The sequence below is a fragment of the Curtobacterium citri genome, assembly GCF_030362955.1.
GTDB lineage: Bacteria > Actinomycetota > Actinomycetes > Actinomycetales > Microbacteriaceae > Curtobacterium > Curtobacterium citri.
This window is the reverse complement of record NZ_JAUCML010000013.1, coordinates 15,019-31,475: the sequence shown is the minus strand read 5'-3', so window position 1 is coordinate 31,475 and position 16,457 is coordinate 15,019. Positions and strand designations below refer to the sequence as shown.

16 protein-coding genes are annotated in these 16,457 nt (G+C 64.6%); 7 read left to right on the top strand and 9 right to left on the bottom strand.

Annotation, left to right across the window (positions count from 1 at the left end):
* Positions 1-488: 488 nt before the first annotated feature.
* Positions 489-1,247: a hypothetical protein gene (locus tag QUG92_RS15705; protein WP_289459900.1), complete on the bottom strand. Its 759-nt coding sequence runs from the start codon at positions 1,245-1,247 to the stop codon at positions 489-491.
* Positions 1,248-1,841: 594 nt separating this feature from the next.
* Here QUG92_RS15705 and QUG92_RS15700 point away from each other — a divergent pair.
* From QUG92_RS15700 to QUG92_RS15670, 7 genes are all read left to right on the top strand, one after another.
* Positions 1,842-2,546: a hypothetical protein gene (locus tag QUG92_RS15700; RefSeq protein ID WP_289459899.1), complete on the top strand. Its 705-nt coding sequence runs from the start codon at positions 1,842-1,844 to the stop codon at positions 2,544-2,546.
* Between the two features lie 117 nt (positions 2,547-2,663).
* The gene (locus QUG92_RS15695) at positions 2,664-4,322 is read left to right on the top strand and encodes an HsdM family class I SAM-dependent methyltransferase (RefSeq protein WP_289459898.1); all 1,659 of its coding nucleotides are present in this window, start codon (positions 2,664-2,666) and stop codon (positions 4,320-4,322) included.
* On the top strand, positions 4,312-5,343 hold the full coding sequence (locus QUG92_RS15690) for a hypothetical protein (RefSeq protein WP_289459897.1): 1,032 nt from the start codon (positions 4,312-4,314) through the stop codon (positions 5,341-5,343). The genes QUG92_RS15695 and QUG92_RS15690 overlap by 11 nt, the downstream gene beginning before the upstream one ends.
* Positions 5,344-5,398: 55 nt before the next feature.
* Positions 5,399-5,584, top strand: a complete 186-nt coding sequence (locus tag QUG92_RS15685) for a hypothetical protein (protein ID WP_289459896.1) — start codon at positions 5,399-5,401, stop codon at positions 5,582-5,584.
* A 151-nt stretch (positions 5,585-5,735) separates the two neighbouring features.
* The gene (locus tag QUG92_RS15680) at positions 5,736-6,029 is read left to right on the top strand and encodes a hypothetical protein (RefSeq protein WP_289459895.1); all 294 of its coding nucleotides are present in this window, start codon (positions 5,736-5,738) and stop codon (positions 6,027-6,029) included.
* A 526-nt stretch (positions 6,030-6,555) separates the two neighbouring features.
* Positions 6,556-9,102, top strand: coding sequence for a hypothetical protein (locus tag QUG92_RS15675; RefSeq protein WP_289459894.1), 2,547 nt, complete (start codon positions 6,556-6,558; stop codon positions 9,100-9,102).
* A gap of 594 nt (positions 9,103-9,696) precedes the next feature.
* Positions 9,697-10,311: a recombinase family protein gene (locus QUG92_RS15670; RefSeq protein ID WP_289459953.1), complete on the top strand. Its 615-nt coding sequence runs from the start codon at positions 9,697-9,699 to the stop codon at positions 10,309-10,311.
* 979 nt (positions 10,312-11,290) lie between these two features.
* Here QUG92_RS15670 and QUG92_RS15665 read toward each other — a convergent pair.
* The 8 genes from QUG92_RS15665 to QUG92_RS15630 all read right to left on the bottom strand — a co-directional run bounded on the left by QUG92_RS15665 (position 11,291) and on the right by QUG92_RS15630 (position 16,457).
* The gene (locus QUG92_RS15665; protein WP_289459893.1) at positions 11,291-12,343 is read right to left on the bottom strand and encodes a BLUF domain-containing protein; all 1,053 of its coding nucleotides are present in this window, start codon (positions 12,341-12,343) and stop codon (positions 11,291-11,293) included.
* Between the two features lie 351 nt (positions 12,344-12,694).
* Complete coding sequence (locus tag QUG92_RS15660; RefSeq protein WP_289459892.1) at positions 12,695-12,934, bottom strand: hypothetical protein; 240 nt, start codon at positions 12,932-12,934, stop codon at positions 12,695-12,697.
* A 234-nt stretch (positions 12,935-13,168) separates the two neighbouring features.
* A complete protein-coding gene (locus QUG92_RS15655) occupies positions 13,169-13,636 on the bottom strand; it encodes a hypothetical protein (protein WP_289459891.1) in 468 nt (155 codons plus the stop codon).
* 52 nt (positions 13,637-13,688) lie between these two features.
* Complete coding sequence (locus QUG92_RS15650) at positions 13,689-14,504, bottom strand: hypothetical protein (RefSeq protein WP_289459890.1); 816 nt, start codon at positions 14,502-14,504, stop codon at positions 13,689-13,691.
* Complete coding sequence (locus QUG92_RS15645) at positions 14,501-14,968, bottom strand: sigma-70 family RNA polymerase sigma factor (RefSeq protein WP_289459889.1); 468 nt, start codon at positions 14,966-14,968, stop codon at positions 14,501-14,503. The genes QUG92_RS15650 and QUG92_RS15645 overlap by 4 nt, the downstream gene beginning before the upstream one ends.
* Before the next feature lie 342 nt (positions 14,969-15,310).
* Complete coding sequence (locus tag QUG92_RS15640; RefSeq protein ID WP_289459888.1) at positions 15,311-15,907, bottom strand: TetR/AcrR family transcriptional regulator; 597 nt, start codon at positions 15,905-15,907, stop codon at positions 15,311-15,313.
* Between the two features lie 73 nt (positions 15,908-15,980).
* Positions 15,981-16,160 (bottom strand): hypothetical protein, encoded by a 180-nt coding sequence (locus tag QUG92_RS15635; RefSeq protein ID WP_289459887.1) that lies wholly within the window; start codon positions 16,158-16,160, stop codon positions 15,981-15,983.
* 81 nt (positions 16,161-16,241) lie between these two features.
* Complete coding sequence (locus QUG92_RS15630; RefSeq protein WP_208745329.1) at positions 16,242-16,457, bottom strand: hypothetical protein; 216 nt, start codon at positions 16,455-16,457, stop codon at positions 16,242-16,244.

Sequence of the window (16,457 nt, the reverse complement as noted above, 5' to 3'; positions counted from 1 at the left end):
CACAGAGAAGCCCCCGGGCGGTTCGGGGGGTGAACCAGCGCCGGGGGCTGTCGTCGTCAACCGAGGAGGGGCCTCGATCGACGGCCTCTGCCGGATTGAGGGGAAGCCGACTCCTCCACGATACGCCGGGGGTCCGACGTCGCCGGCACGAGCTGGCTCAGGCCGCGTCTATCGCGGCCGACGTCGCCCTGTGGCGTACGGCCGCCCTCCACACCCATGCTTGGAAGGTGTGGCCCTCGTCGAGCCACCGGAGGCATACGGCGTCCGGTGTCGAGGACACCGCCACGGCGTCGACGCGAGACTGCGTGCCGTCGTTCGCCGGCACCCACGCACGCACCGGGCGGAGGCCACTCCCCTCGATCGGCGCTCCGATCGCCTCGGGCGAGAGCGAGTACCGCGCCTCCTCAGGCGCGGTGTACCGATCCCGTCGACGACCACCCACCCTCGGATCGTAGAAGCGAGCGCCGACACAGATCAGCTTGCTCAGCTCAGTGGAAGACGAAGCCGAACAGACTGGTCAGAACGATCGTGATCGGAACGGTCACCACGGTGGTGATCGCCGCAACCTTCACGTTTTTCTTTTCGTCCGCGCGTCGCGCGATTGTCTGTGCGCGTGACTCCATCCGGATGCGGTGACCAGGTCCGAGCACGGTGGTGCGCCGCCGAGCGTAGATCGGTTTCGCGACGGCGACGAAGAGGCCTGCCAGGAACACCCAACCGATCGCGTGTGCAGGTGCCGGCATTGCTTGCACGACTTCAAGCCAGATCCAGAGCCCGACGAGAGCAAGCGGCAACGCGAGCGGGACCAGTCGAGTGACGAGTGCCCATTTGATTCGTGGTCGGTTGTTGAGCAGCTTCTCGACGATCTTGTCCCGGACGGTCGCGGATGGGACGCTGACCATCGGGTTGCTGTGGAACGTGACGAGCCCGTCCATCGATGCCTCTTCCTGCCCGATGACCCGGACCATCAGTCGAGCGCGATCCTCGGCAGGAAGAGCATTTAGGTCAGATTCGGCGACGGTTCGGTCCCCGTACTCGCCGCCACTAACCAGGGTGAAGGTCGGATCGGTGCCACCGGACCATCGCTTGAGGATCGCGCCGATCTCGATAACCGTGTCCATGTCAAGTACGACCGAGCGCACCCGGACCGATCCGTCTGGACCCTGCCGCGGGAACCGTTCAACCTTCGGGCCATAGAGCCAGTTCCCAACCGAAAAGTCGTACTCGGTTGGCTCAGGCGCAAACATGAGGTCACTGTGGCGTATGAACAGGCCGATGAGCAACTACAGCAAGATCATCCGATAGCTGGCTGCACCGCAACAGGCGGCCCCAACGACGAAACGCCTGGGTACCGCGGTACCCAGGCGCCTCGTTGATCGCTTGGCTCGTCCGCTGCCGGCTTGCAGCAACTGGCACGAGAGCATGAACGGCTTTCCATGCCCACCTCGTTTGATCGGGAGTCTGGGAAGGTCCGTCACTCGCTTGGTGCGATGGCTAGAGTCTAGCCGATGCCCTGGCGACATGTCAAATCCTGTTGCTAGCGTACGCTAATTTGATCATATTGTCAAATAGATGTGGTCCGATGAGGGTCCACCTGTTGCCTGCGTGGTAGACGATAGCGGCTTGTGTGGGGTACTATGAGATGACTCGTATAGAGATCTCTGGGAGCCCGGGTGACGGAAGACAGATTAGCGCGAGCACGCGACACTGCACAGCAGTTGTCGGAGCGTGCTCAGCGAGGGTCCGTGCCGCTCCGGGCCGGTTTCGTTGAATCACCGTCACCGACCGATGTGCCCCCTCTCGCGTCACTTCTGCGCGGTGGCCGAGGCGGGGAGGTCAAGGTGAAAGTGCTGCTGTCCATCCTGTGGACGGCCACGGCCGCGCCCTACTCCGTTCGCAGAGGCGCGCGCGTCTGGGCAGCACTGATCGGCCTTCCGGACCCTGACGGCAAAGGGGCGGCGCGTGTCAACGATGCGTTGAGGACCCTGACCAAGGAGAAGTTTCTGCGTTCCGACCGTCAACGGGGGAAGACCGCAGAGCTCACATTGCTGTCGGAACTTGGGACTGGCGCTGATTACTCGCATCCTGGCGAAGCGTGGGCGGCTGCGAAGGAGGCGGACCCTCGGGAGCGTCGACGTGTGCAGCGCTACGTCAAGCTGCCCGTGACCCTGTGGACCAGCGGCTGGATCGCGGAGCTTGATGGAGCAGCGCTCGCGATGCTCCTGATTCTCATGAGCGCCGCACGAGGGCGTGATCCAGAAGACCTGTGGTTCACCCCACAGGTCGCCTCTGACCGCTACGCACTATCAGAGACGACCCGAGCCCGCGGCATCGCAGAGTTGAAGCGATACGGACTCGTGGCCGTATACAGAACACCCGTGGTGCGCGACCACATCTCTTCCCGCAGATTCAGAAACACCTACACGCTCAACACACACGTCTTCGAGCTGCATCCTGAAGCGGCTCTCGAAGCCGCGGCGGCAAAAAAACCGGAGACTCCGTTGAGTCCCATCGCCGCGGTGGAGAGACTTGGCCTGCAACGCTGACGGCCCCGCCCAGCTGGCGCTTCCTCATGTCTCGATAGCCAATCGGCTATCGAGACGGGATCCGCCTCGGCCAGCGGGTTGAGCGCGGTTGTCGTCCGGGTGGTCGAGAATGGACCGGTGAGCACTGCCGACCTGCCCCAGCCTGTCGACACGTCGGAGCTGCGGAAGGCCCGGGGCGCGTTCTTCACACCAGAACCACTGACCCGGTTCATCACCGACTGGGCTGTCCGCGATGCTGGGGATGCGGTCATGGAGCCGTCCGCCGGGGACGCGGCGTTCCTGGTGGAGGCGGTGCGGCGACTCACCGAGCTTGGTGCCGTCCAGCCAGGTGTGACCGGGGTGGAGATTCACGAGCACAGCGCCCGTGTAGCTGCGGAACGCGTCGCGGACGCCGGCGGTGTGCCGACGGTGATCCACAGTGACTTCTTCCTCGTCGACCCGACCCCTACGTACGACGCCGTTATCGGGAATCCGCCATACATCCGGTATCAGGACTTCACCGGTGAATCCCGTACTCGGTCTCGGGCTGCGGCGCTCAGCGCCGGCGTCGCGCTGACCGGTCTGGCGTCGAGTTGGGCCGCGTTCACCATCCAGTCCGCACTATTCCTCCGACCAGGAGGACGGATGGGGTTGGTGCTACCCGCCGAGCTACTGAGCGTGAACTACGCCGCCCCGGTCCGACAGTTCCTCTTCGACCGGTTCGCCAGCGTTGAGCTGGTGCTGTTCACCGAACGCGTGTTCCCCGAGGCGGAAGCAGACGTCGTGCTGTTGCTCGCCGATGGGTTCGACGAGGGCCCCACGGATCACGCGACCATTCGCGAAGCACAAGACGCCGACGCGCTCACCACGCTTGGAGACGCGCTGCGGTGGTCACCAAAGCGCCCCGCCGATAAGTGGACCGGGCTCCTCGTTGGCGCAGACGCGCTCCGGCCACTTCGTCGACTACGGGAGTCCGAGGCGTTCACGGACCTCGAGAACTGGGGCGACACCACTCTCGGCATGGTGACGGGCAACAACAGCTACTTCGCGCTCTCGCCGGCACGAGCCCGTGAACTTGGCCTCGGCCGTGCTGACCTGGTTCGCCTCTCGCCGCCCGGTAGCGCGCACCTCCGCGGGCTGTCCCTCACCCGACACAACCTCACGGACCTCGGCGCGGCCGGCAAAGCGACGTGGCTGTTCCGGCCCGGGTCTCGGTTGACTCCGGCCGCAACCGCTTACGTGCAAGCAGGCCACATGGCTGGTGTTGACCAGGCGTACAAGTGCCGGGTGCGACGGACCTGGTACCAAGTCCCGTTACTGCCACCCGCTGACCTGCTTCTCACCTGCATGAACGCGGACACGCCCCGGTTGACGACCAACGAGGCCGCCGCTCTGCACCTTAACTCCGTGCACGGCGTGTACCTCGTCGACGAGTACCGCGACCTTGGCCGGGAGCTTCTGCCGCTGGCGTCGCTGAACTCCGTGACGCTGCTGAACGCGGAGATGGTCGGCCGTGCCTACGGCGGCGGCATCTTGAAGATCGAACCTCGGGAAGCAGACGTATGGGCTATGCCCTCCCCTGCTCTCGTCAGTGAGCGCGCCGACGCACTCCGTGTCGTGAGGTCACACGTAGCCCGACTGCTCCGCCAAGGTGATCTGCTCGCAGCGGTACGGCTGGTCGACCAAGCGCTCCTCCTCGACCAGGGCTTGGTTACCGCAGACGAGCTGCAACTCGTGCGCACAGCGCACGCTGCCATGACGTCCCGACGAGTAGCGCGAGCCGACAGTGGCCGCTGAACCCTCCATCCGGTCCAAAGCATGGGCGATCTTCGACCGGATCTGCGCCGACGCCGCCCCAGAAGGCGTCCACACCAACCCCTGGATTCGCGACGGCGATGGCACTGTCCGCTACGAGCCGGACTTTCCCGTCCTGCAACGACTCCTCGGTGTGCCGCTGTACTTGGAGGCGCCCACAACAACCGGTGTGCCTGCGCTCGCGCTGGACGTGTGGGTGTCGTATGAACTCCGCCGCGCCGGCTTCGCGCCCGACGCAACATGGCCGCGCGCCGAGCACCCCCGCATCCTGCCGGCCGCGATCGCGAACCTCTTACGCGCTTTGAAGGGCAAGGAACGCGACCAGCTCGCCAAGCGGCTCGCGAACCCCACGCCGATGAAGGGCGTCGTATCGGCGTCCGCGAACGTCCTCGGGAAGAACTACCTCAAGCAGGTCGACGTCGTCATGTCCGACTGGGACACGGGCCCCGAACTGCTCATCAGCACCAAGCGCATGGACTCCAGCTTTGGAAAGAACGCTGCCAACCGTGTCGAAGAGAGCTACGGCGACGCCAAGAACCTTCGCCTCCGGCACCCGCTCGCAGCCCTCGGTTTCGTCTACGGACTCCGCTCGACGATCCTGACCGAGGAGCCCAAGAAAGCTCGTTGGCTCATCGACCTCTTGCAGAAGCTTGGTCGTGAGGACGACGCGTATCACGCTGTCGCGCTCATCATGATCGAGTACGGCGCGAACCTTGCAACCATTCCGCCGGGAGACGAAGCGGTAGACGACGGGGACGCAGACAATCCGCTCGTCGCCGCCGGCCTCGACGATGACACCCTCCCGGACGAAGGCGAAGAAGTCCCCGCCACAGCAATCGACGAGGCTCTAGCCGGCCTGCCTGCGGTCCAGATTCGCCATGACGCTGTACCCGATGGCTTGCAACCCGCACGGTTCCTGGAACTGATGATTCGCCGAGTCATCGACGCCACACCCGTCGACCGGCATGAGGACGCCCGCGAGCGGCTCGAAGCACCCCGGTAGGTACCGCTCGACGCACTGACCCGCGAATGTCGGGTGCCGCCGGTACCTTCCGGCCATGGAATTCGTGCAAACCGGTCTCGGTGCTCTCGTCGCTGCGGTGGCGGTTGCCTTCACAGCTCTCGTAGCGACCAAGGCAGCCGCTGCACTCTGGGTCGCCGTCACGTTCGTCGCGCGAGGCATCTACTGGCTCACCATCGGGTGGTGGGTCAACCGGATCAAGGCAGCCCTGATGGGCTACTGACCCGTCTCGATAGCCGATCGGCTACCGGACGACGGATTGCGTGCCTTGGCACTTAGAGCCGCCGCTTCCATGTCACCGCAGTTCTTGGCATGGGTGGCGCTCAACAGGCGCGTTCAAATACTCATCGCTCATGAGGCGCTAGGGTCACCACGTGAAGAACCTGTCGGGCGCTCAGCGGTGGGTGGCCGCTTCGCTGACGTTGACCGCTATCTGCCTCGTCGTCGGACTCATTGCAGTCATCGTCGGTGCTTCCAACCTCGACGGCTGGTGCCAGGTCGGTGCCACCGGGACCGATGGCGCGCAGACCTGGGAAGGCTGCACGAAGGACACATCAAGCCTGTGGTGGGGCGGCGCACTCACAGCGCTAGGCCTTGTACTGGCAGGCCTGACATGCCTGGCTGGAGCGATCGTCTGGGCCCTCGAGCGTCCACCGGCCGACCGGTAGACAATCGGTCAGCGAGGCAGCCGTCTTTCCGGCGCTACGCTCCAACAGTGATGAACGGTGAGCGCAGCCAACGTCGGCGTGCACGGCTGCTCACGCGTGCCGAACGCACCGCAAAACGGAGGCAGTACGAGCAGCCGATGTGGCTACCGCAGCCCTTCCGATGGTTATGGGCCTGGCTGATTCGACCGCTCCTACTAGCGGTCCTCAAAGTCCTCGACGTCGCAGTAGGCGTCTGGCACTGACTGTGCCCGGTGATGGATCGATTACCGGACGGTCGAGGAGCTGCACCACTCCCCCGGAACTTGTGGCTGTTCACGGTCTTTTGATCGATTGTGGTCACGGTAGTCGGCCATGGCTTCCACTGCAGACGACTGAGAACCCATTAATACCGGCCTCGTACGTTGCCATCTGATCTGGGGTTTTATTTGATGCCCCCGAAAGGGGGGGTGACGTCAAATTCTCAGCTTCCTCTTACGCTGCACAAACGGACAGCAGCTTGTGCTGTCGACATGACGTAGGGGGTTCTGTGCGCTCGTTGCTGCACGCTCCGCGCACGAGGAAGCGCAGCATCGCTGCCGCAACCCTGGGTGCGCTGGCACTGATTGGTTCTCTGCTGGTGGCGACACCGGCTCACGCGCTGAACGACACCGGTACCGGCGGTGTGTTCGTGCCGTCGACCGGGCGCATCCTCGACACCGCCAAGGGTACGGGTGGGTTCAGCACGGCGATGGAGGCAGGAAAGTACCGCACCATCAAGGTCGCCGGCCTCGCGGGCTTGCCCGACGATGGCTCAGTCGGGGCAGTTTCGTTGAACGCGACCGTGGGTGGCTCCTCTGGGTACGGCACCCTCTTCGGTCGCCCTGACGCTTACACGGGTCGCACGACGATGCTGATCTACAACGGCGTTTCGGGGGAGTACACCTCGAACACCGCCACCCTCGCGGTCGGTGCGGACGGCACGATCCAGGTGATGACCGAGACCGCGGCTCGGCTGATCCTGGACGTGCAGGGGTACTACACCGCGAACACGGACGGTACTGCCGCCGGCGGGTTCGTGCCGGTCACGAAGCGCATCGTCGTCACTCGCTCCGGGATTGGGGCGGCGAAGGCTGCGATCGGGCCGGGGAAGAGCATCGATGTGCAGGTCACCGGTGCCAACGGCATCCCGGCCGGAGCGTCCGGTGCGGTCGTGAACCTGATCGCGATCAACACCAACGCCTCGGACGGGTATCTCACCCCGTACGCCACGGGAGCGACGAAGCCCGTCAACTCGCTGCACTACGCCCCGTCGGAGAACACCTCGATCCAGGCGCAGGTGCCACTGTCCGCGGACGGCAAGATGACGATCGCGAACTCGGTGACCACCGTGGACCTGATCGTCGACGTGCAGGGTTACTTCACCGCCGCGGGAAAGGGCGGCGCTGTGTTCACGCCGGCCTACGGGCGTGCGTATGACTCGCGTGCGACGGGCAACACGGCGCTCGGAGAGCAGGAGACTCGCTCGATCCAAATCGCTGGCACCGCGGGTGTTCCGGTAATGGGGTCCGGGATCACCGCGGTCGTACTGACGTTGATCGTCGCGCACGGCGGTGGCGACGGGTACGCCGATGTCTACGCCGACGGGAAAACAAACCCCGGTATCACGGCAATCAACTTCAATACTGGCGAGATCCAGACCAATACGATCACAGTCCCGCTCGGTGCGAACGGGAAGATCGCCCTCCGCAACGCAGCCAAGGCGACGAACTACGTCATTGACGTGCAGGGCTGGTACACCAACCCTGCAGCACCGCGCATTTCTTGCGCTACTCCCTACCAAAGTGGGTCATGGGTTGCAAATATCCCCGAAAATGACATTTCCTGCTCCGTAACGACAACCGCGGCCACTTTCAGCGGCGAGCAAGTTCGTATCGTCGTGGACGACGACGAGTACCCGGTAACACCGTTGAGCGAAACCTCGACAACCTCGCAAACCGTTGCTGTGCCGGCGATCGGAGGCGCGCACACCATCGTCGCAAACCGTGTCGGCGTGAACGATACGGCCACTGATACGGTCTCGTCGGCGTATTCCTTCACTCTCGGCGACTGGGCGAATGAGACACTGAACCCGACACCGCCCTCGCCGCAAACGGCTGGAATGACACCCACGCTCGACGCTGTTCCCGAAAATGACACGTTTGGGTCCGACGTGCAGCGAAAGTACACCTTGAGCGCTAACCCGGACGGCGCAACTAATCCGATCATCGCCACGGGCTGGACTAGCGCCCCGTATGCAATCCCGGTGGGTGTTCTCACGGACGGGGCAACGTACTACTGGACCCTGGAACTCAAGGGAACCGCCGGCGGTCGATCGAATGTTTCCGACGTCCTCTCACCGGTATGGACGTTTACGGCGAGTTCAGCAGCAGACGCGGCGGCAGACGCCATGATCGCTGAGGATGACGCTAATGCACCGACTGGTGACAGCAGTACTCCTACCTCTAGTTCAGCAGGTACTCCGTCCTCAACTGATTCGACAAGTTCTGCCAGTGATTGGAGCATCGGCTTCGGGGACGGCGCGCGGGTGAGCTTCGCCGACGGTGCCGCTGGGACGGGTGCGCAGTCGAAGGCCGCAGCAGTTCGTGAGTACCACAGCGTTTACCCGGAGTGCCCGGACAGTGCGAAGGCTGGCCACGTCGTGGAGAACTTGTCACGAGCTGGTGCCTACGGCGCCCCGGGCCACAAGGCTCATCTGAGCTGTGGCAAGGGTTCCCCGTACTACGACAAGTCCGGCAAGCAGGGCGACTACGGCATGCGGCACATCGCTGGGAAGCACGGCCGTGACTTCGACAGGCCGATTCGGGAGTACCCCCAGGCGTTCAACGGAGCCAGCTGGAAAGACCTGATGTACGTCACGTTGGACCACACGCTGCGCGCACCCGGCAACGGGGTGAGCTACAACGCCAAGTCTGACAACTTTAACTACAACGGACCGCTCGACGTCTATTACAAAGACAAGAAGGTTCATTCATACAGAGCTCTAGTAGCTGTGAGCAACGGAAACTGGGCGGTAGTCACCGCGTACGCTCAGTAGTAACATCGCCAGAGGTCGACAGGTGGTTGATGAACCGCGTGTCGACCTCTGGCCTTTCAGCCATATGCAATTGAGGTGTGAACATGTCTGTTATTCCGACAATTCGTCTGGAAAGTGGGTATGGGCCTGAGGTGATTTGGGCACCAGGGCCCACTAAACATTCCGACGTGGGGTTGTCGACGGCGCTTGTCGCCGACCTCGACTGGTGGCACCGCAGAATCGAAGGCGAAACGGATCACGTAGATCGCAACGGTCCATTCCCTTTTCCCATAAATCCACTCGAAGCGGGGCGACGCTTGGCCAAGCGACTTTCAGACGAGGTGGGTGAGGGGTTCAAGATTGAACTTTGGTACGACGGCCTGCGCGACACTTTCGAAGCTGACCATCCAGCATGGGAGCCGAGTGCAGCGGCGTTCTTCACCGCACGGGTTGGGCAACTCTAAAGCGCGGCCGTCGTCAGAGTGAGGCACACCCCAACTGGACGTCAGGTGGTGGTCTCGGTTCGCGTCCGAATAGGGTCCGATTTAGCATTCCCTGACACCGACGTCCGCGGGTCCTAGACTTCAACCTGACAGAAGAGGGTCGGAGGCCGTGGTGTCGGGTCAGCGGGTCGGGTATGTGCGGGTGAGCACGTTGGATCAGAGCACGGTGCGACAACTTGACGGTGTCGTGCTGGATCGGGTGTTCGAGGACAAGGCGTCCGGCAAGGACGTCGACCGGCCGCAGCTCGAGGCGATGATCGGGTTCGTCCGTGACGGTGACACGGTGTTGGTGCACTCGATGGATCGGCTTGCCCGGAACCTTGAAGATCTCCGCCGGCTCGTGCGCCGGCTGACGGACAAGCAGGTCCGCGTCGAGTTCGTCAAGGAGCAGCTGACCTTCACCGGGGAGGACAGCGCCATGGCGAACCTGCTGCTGAACATGATGGGGGCGTTCGCGGAGTTCGAACGCGAACTGATCCGCGAACGCCAACGCGAGGGCATCGCGCTGGCGAAGCAGCGGGGTGTGTACCGGGGGCGGGCTCGATCGTTGACAGCTGCGCAGGTGGAGGAGCTGCGCGCACGGGTCGCTGCTGGGGTTCCGAAGAGCGTGCTCGCGCGTGAGTTCGGCGTCAGTCGAGAGACCGTGTACGCGTACCTTCGTGCCGAGCGCGCACTTGTCGAACCGGCGTCAGCGGCGTCGACGTCGCCGGACGCGATGCCTGGGTAGGAATCTGCCGATCACGCTCAGCAGGGCAGCAGCGGGAATGACCCATAAGATCGGCTCTTCGCGGGTCCACTCCGGCCAGCGATGCCACACCAGGAGCGCGGTTTGGCCGAAGGCGTCGAGAATCATCGACCCAAGATCTGGTGGCTGCACGAGTGGAGCCTAGAGCGAGCCGGGGACAGCGAACGGTGCGCCCCGCGCCGTCACATTCCCCAGATCAGGAAACCGACGGCGCCTGCAATGATGGCGGCTCCGATCGGCACCAGGTATACCCAATCGCGCCGGACCGGGCCCTGCAGCAGTCCCGTGTTACCGGGTCCTTGGTCCTGCAGCACCGCCGCGGCATCACGCAGTTGGTGACCCCTGGCCCAGGAGGATGCTCAAACCGGGTTGCCGGACACCGTCCGCCTACACCCACGCGTCCGGCTAGATTCCGCGACCAATAGTGACGGTCATTGGATGAACGGGGGGAACGCGGAGCGTTCGGGTCACCCCGCGTCCCCCACCACAGAGCGCTCCGCTTCAGACTTCACTCTGCCTGAGCGGTGATGCCTGCACCGGTGGCGGGTCTCAACCGAGACTCGCCACCGCCGAAATTCGACGGCGCTACCCCGAAACGCAACGGTACTCACGTTGCTTCGAATCGTCGAGTGCTCGGCACCAGGTCGACCGGATGCGCCCGTATGGCACGAGGAGCCACACATGCGAAACGCCGGCCCCACTGAGGCCGGCGTTCCGAAGTGTTGGAACAGACCCGAACTGCTCCAGCACCACATACCTTGCCGGAGCAGGTTTGCACGCACAAGCCCTCTCAAAAGGGGACACGGCCCGTCACGCGGTGTCCCCGCATACTGAGTGTGCTTCGGCTGGTTACCGAAGTAGAGCCGCGACGTGCCACCTGATCAGCGCGAAGCCGCTCGGGTGGTGTCCGCGGTCCGCCTTCCCGTGCCGCGGGCACCACTCTCACCAGCCCTTTGCTTCCCTACCGGGCGCTGGCGACGGGGATGTCCCAGTAGCGGGGCTGCTCGTACTGCTCCGACCAGCCGCGCCGCATCCGGGTCGCGGCCCGGTCGAACTCATTCACCACATCCGTGTCCGCAGTGAGCAGCGCCTGCAGGCGGAGGCCGTCGTAGAGGGCCAGGAGCTGCTTCGCGCCCCGGACCGGATCCATCGTCGCCGGTTCCCGCCCCTCCCGCACGTCGACGACGAGCCCCTCGTGGATTGCTTCCCGGAACCGCCGGTACATCGACCGGTAGTAGTCCGCCCCATCCAACGACGGGTCACTAGCCGAGGCGAGGCTGTACGCCAGCAGCTCCATCAGCGCCGGCTCCTCCGCGTGCGCGGCCATCAGCGCGTGCAGGTACGCGACCGTGCCCTTCTCCGCGATCAGCGGCGCTAGCGGTGCCGAGATCGCTTCCGTCCACCGCTCTACCGTTGCCGCCAGCAACGCACGATCAGTCGAGAAGAACTGCCGCACCGCCTCGGGCGTCATACCCGCATGCGCGGCCGCGACGTCGAGGGTGAACCGGGTCACACCGCCATCGTGCAGGGCCGTGATCGCACCATTGACCGCCCGCGTCCGGGGCGCTTCCTCATCGGCCGCGGTCTGACTCGTCAACGGCGCGAGGGGATGCTTCCGGAACCACTCCAATAGTCCCCGTGCACGGGTGAGCCCCGCAGCTTGGTCGAGCGGCCGACCATCAGTGAAGAGGTCGCTGAACCCAGGGACGTGCCGCATGAGCGGGTCGAGGGGTTGGAACGCCATCGACCAGTCCGGGAACGACCGCTGCGCCACGCTTTCGTCCGCCAGGACTCGGACATTGGTGTGGCGGGGGTCGATGCGGACCTGCTCGAACCGGGCCCGGACGGTCTCGTCGTCGCCCTCGAGGATCCCAAGGCAGTTGTCGCCCTTGTGCGCGAGGATCCCTGTCACGCCGAGCGCGGTGTTCTTCTCCCGCCCGACCGCGAGGATCTGCGCAAGCTCGGTGTCCGTGATTGGACGGGTCTGGGTGCTGGTGTACACGATCGAACGCATCAGTGCTGGTCTCCCTGCTCTTCCCGGAACGCTGCACGTTCGAGTGAAGACTCCGTCAGCATCTGACGCAACCCCACCTTCGGGCAGGCGACGGCGGCCGCTGCGCGTGCCTGACCAGCCCCGAGGAAGCATCAAGGTTGAGTGAGATGCGTGGGCGGTGGTCATTGGTTCGGGTCCGGGACCACCGCCCACGCGCTACAACGCCGTCGGGATCGACGCACAAGGTCATGACGAAGCCAGCCCGGTAACAGGGAGTCGGGCACCCGCAGCTAGGGACTACGGGGTAGCCGAAGAAACGCTACGCTGCCGTCCCCTCGGACGTACAGCACTTCCGCCGACTACGACGTCGACTCAGGACGTGAATCCCGCGCCGCCAAATACCGTATGCGCGGCCGCGACGGTCTGCTCGAGCCGGTAGAACGCACCCACCTCAGTGTCTCTCCCGACGTCGGTGAGGAAGTACGCACCGTTCTCCCGAATTACTCGGCCGACGAGCCGATCGGAGCGGCCCTCGATGATGTCCCACTCCGTCTCGGACCGGCCCCGCAACCGCAACGCGTCCACACCAACACCCCATCCCTGCCCGGCCACACCTTCATGGACCGGGACAGCAGGATGCTCACACACCGAAAGCGCCCCCCGGCCTCACCGCGTGCGGACGAAACGACACCACAACCGTCCCCGTCTCGCGGCAGTCGTACTAAGCACACGGGATCTCCCACTCCAAGCACGTCAACACCCGCCACGGATGGGACCGTAACGCCCACCTGCATACTTCAGCCGCGGTTGCGCTAACGGTTGCGGGCTCCTCGCCGACTTGTTGATCTAGATGCCCTTGGGCGTCTTCTTCAGCAGATCGACACCGTGCGACGACCCCCAGTACTGCCGCTGTCCATGATCAGCCCGGACTGCCACAACACCGTACTTCCCGAGGTTCTCTACGACGTAGGTCACGTTGTCGGGGAGCGGCCCGTTGCCTCCTGGTGGTCCCGTCACGGCACCAACTTCGCCAACTTCCGCAGTAATACCGTCGGGAAACACCACGACGTGATCCTTCATGTCACAAAATGTCCAACGGTCATCGGCAAGCTCGTCGACAGCGACTTGCGAGTAGGGGGCGCTGCAACTCGTCTTCGGTATAGCGCTCTCTGGGATGATGAACGAGTCGCTCGGTTCGGCGGAGCGTGTCAGTACGACGGCGAAGTACGCGACAAGCAGCGCGAAAACCACGAGCGCTGCGATCGAGATCGCTGGTATCCGGAGACGTCGACGGGTCGATGCGTTGCTGGGCATGGCGCGCTTCCTTAAGAGGGGAAGGCCGTGGCCTTCCCCTCCCATCGTATGGCTAGAGTGAGCGGTTGATCTGGAGCTGGCAGCGTCCCGAGATCGGGAACAGGCAGATCAAGCCCTTCTCTTCCTGCAGGTAGTCGCGGTGCCACTCCCCCGGGATGATGCCGGAGTACACCTCGTGGGTCGGCATCGCATCGTGCCAGCCGACCATGGTGGAGTTACCCGGCTGGAGACGGAACTTCATGTCAACATCAATCGCCGGCTCGGGCGGGCTCGGCAGGAACGGCAGTGCGCTGTGGATCCGCAGCGACGCGGTACCGACGGCGCCGGAGATCGACGTCGACGTCACCTTGCTGGTGCTCGCGTCCGCCTTCTGCGCACCGTGTTCGACGCAGGCGCTCCCCCACGGGGACCCGCAGTAGTACTGGTGGCTCGTGCCGATGTCAGCGGTGGGCACGGTGACCTTCTGCGGGCTGCTCTGGAAGTAGAAGTCAATGTCCTGCGACACACGGTGTGACGCGGTCGGGTTCCCGGGCTTGTGGTTGTCGCCACCGAACATCAGGAACGGGTGCCCTTGATCCGGCGTTGTCGTCGGGAGGGCTTTCTTGTCGCCTTGGATGAACGCGAACCAGCGGATCGCATAGTTCGGGCCCGCGGCGGCTGCCGCGGTCTTCTCCTGCAGCGCAGCAGCACTGCCGGCCTGCTTCTGCATCATCAGGGTGCTCTTCGGCGACGACTTCCCAAGCGCAAGCATCAGCTGCAAATCCGTCAGCGACGGCCAAGCAGCCTTCGACGTAGCCGACGCAGCGACCACCTTGGCGCTGGCAACCTTCGCAGTCGTCGGCGGATCCGCAGTCGCCGGCACGGTCACCGCCGCGTCCTGCACCTGATGCCAAGGTGCTGAGCGACTTGTAAGACGGTGCATTCGCCGAGGTAGCGCAGGAGCACCGCTTCGCGTTGCTTGTCGGTTAGTCCGGCGAGGGCGTCCCTGAGCCGAGCCCGGATGTAGAGCGTGTCTTGGTCGTACGCGTGATCGACGTTGTCGTGGTCGCGGATCCCGATGCGGAGGTCGCGGTGCCGGGCCGCTTCGAAGCTGCGGATTCGGTCGATCGCCCTGCGGTGCGCGATGGTCTGCAACCAGGACAGCAGGTCAGCACTGGTGGGGTCCCACTGATCGGGAAGGAGCCAAAGGTGGAGGAAGGTTTCGTGGATGACGTCCTCGGCGAGGTGCGGGTCGATGACGATCGTCGACACGAACCCGCGCAGTCCGACGGCGTGATCTTGATAGGCCGCGGTGCAGAAGCCTCGGTGCCCCTGCATTGAGTCAGTCGTCATCGCTTGAACGAGCCACGGCGAGGTCGCTTCGCGTCGTGAGATGGCTCGCGGAAGAGAGTCCGGAGGGTCCTGCCGGCGGCGTTGTCGTTCCACGTCGTGGTGGCTGCTGGTTCGATACAGCAGTGCAGTCCGTGATGACCGGCGGGAAGGGTGCAGCGCCACCGGTCGAAGGAGCTGGGGCACAGGATGGAAGGAACGGCTTCGGCCTGTTCTGTTGGTGGGACGGGCGCGGCGAAGTATCGGCGCCAGCCGGTGTGTGGTTTCCCGGGTCTCGCCGCTTCAGAGATGTCGCTGGGCTGTGGCGCTACCAGCTACTGGGCGGGCATCCGTGCGGCCGCGGAATCAGAAAGCGGGTCGGCTTTCGTAGACGGACATGAGCATCGCTGCGGTGAGGCGAGCTGCGCGGGCCGGCTGCGCGGAGCGCTGCACGGCGGACTCGACCCGGGCCCCCTCGATCAGCAGCGACAAGCCTTGCGCGACGTGGGCCGGCATGCCGCCGCGCTGGCAGACGAGCGTGAGGTGCCGTTCGATGTCGAGGAAGTGCTCGCGGGCCAGGGCTGCGATGTCGGGGTCTTGTCGGCCGAGTTCGGCGTGGCCGTTGATGAATGCGCAGCCGCGCCAGCCTTCGTCCTCGAAGCACTCCTCGAGGTACCCGAAGATGCCCAGGACCTCGTCGCGTGGGTCGTCCGACACGGTGGTGATGTGCTCGAGTGCACACCGCCACGATCCGTGCCACCGCTGCAGCACCGCGATCACCAGCGCCTGCTTCGTCGGGTACGCATCCAGCAGCTCGCCGTGGGTCAGCCCGGCGCGTTCGGCAACCTGCTCAAGCGTGACCGGGATGACACCGTGCTCGGTGAAGAGCGCGTCGGCGGCGCCGGACGCGGCGCGCTGCGCCGTCGTCTCGCGGGTACTGGGAGTGAGGGTGAGAAGCGTCATAGACCTGGTGGTGTCGGTGTGTTGAGGCTACCGGTCGGGGTCTGACCGGATTGCCGGTGGTCGCTGCCAGGGGTTAGGCGGCGACGAAGAAGTCCGCGTAGGACGGTTCTGCAGCGTTCAGGCTGTTGCTGATGTAGAGGTGGCCGAGGCGTTCGGTGACGAGCTGGTCGATCTCGGTCGGGGAGGTCATGCCGCGGCGGTGCCACTCGGTCGGGTTGCGGCGCAGCTGCTCGAGGACGGTGTGGTTACTCATGGGTGCGGTCCTGTTCTGCGAGGAGCGTGGTCATGTCAATTGGCTGGGTCATCACGTCGTCGTACGTGAGCACTGCGGTGCTCACGCGGCGAGGGTGAGGACGATCGCGGCGGACGCGGCGACGGTGACGGAGAGGATCCCGGTGCTGACCGCGGCGACCTGGAGGACGTGCTGCCGGCGGGCTTCGCGGACCTCGCTGAACGGGCTGCGGTGCGTCGACCGGGTACGGCGCAGCGACACGGCGTCGTGTGCTGTGCGGGGTGCGACCTGGAAGTCGGTGGCGGTGATCGTGGTCAT

Coding starts and splice junctions, on each gene's coding strand:
- QUG92_RS15685 (WP_289459896.1), top strand. CDS start 5,399: ATGGAATTCGTGCAAACCGGTCTCGGTGCTCTCGTCGCTGCGGTGGCG.
- QUG92_RS15705 (WP_289459900.1), bottom strand. CDS start 1,247: ATGTTTGCGCCTGAGCCAACCGAGTACGACTTTTCGGTTGGGAACTGG.
- QUG92_RS15645 (WP_289459889.1), bottom strand. CDS start 14,968: ATGACGACTGACTCAATGCAGGGGCACCGAGGCTTCTGCACCGCGGCC.
- QUG92_RS15635 (WP_289459887.1), bottom strand. CDS start 16,160: ATGAGTAACCACACCGTCCTCGAGCAGCTGCGCCGCAACCCGACCGAG.
- QUG92_RS15665 (WP_289459893.1), bottom strand. CDS start 12,343: ATGCGTTCGATCGTGTACACCAGCACCCAGACCCGTCCAATCACGGAC.
- QUG92_RS15640 (WP_289459888.1), bottom strand. CDS start 15,907: ATGACGCTTCTCACCCTCACTCCCAGTACCCGCGAGACGACGGCGCAG.
- QUG92_RS15630 (WP_208745329.1), bottom strand. CDS start 16,457: ATGACCACGATCACCGCCACCGACTTCCAGGTCGCACCCCGCACAGCA.
- QUG92_RS15655 (WP_289459891.1), bottom strand. CDS start 13,636: ATGCCCAGCAACGCATCGACCCGTCGACGTCTCCGGATACCAGCGATC.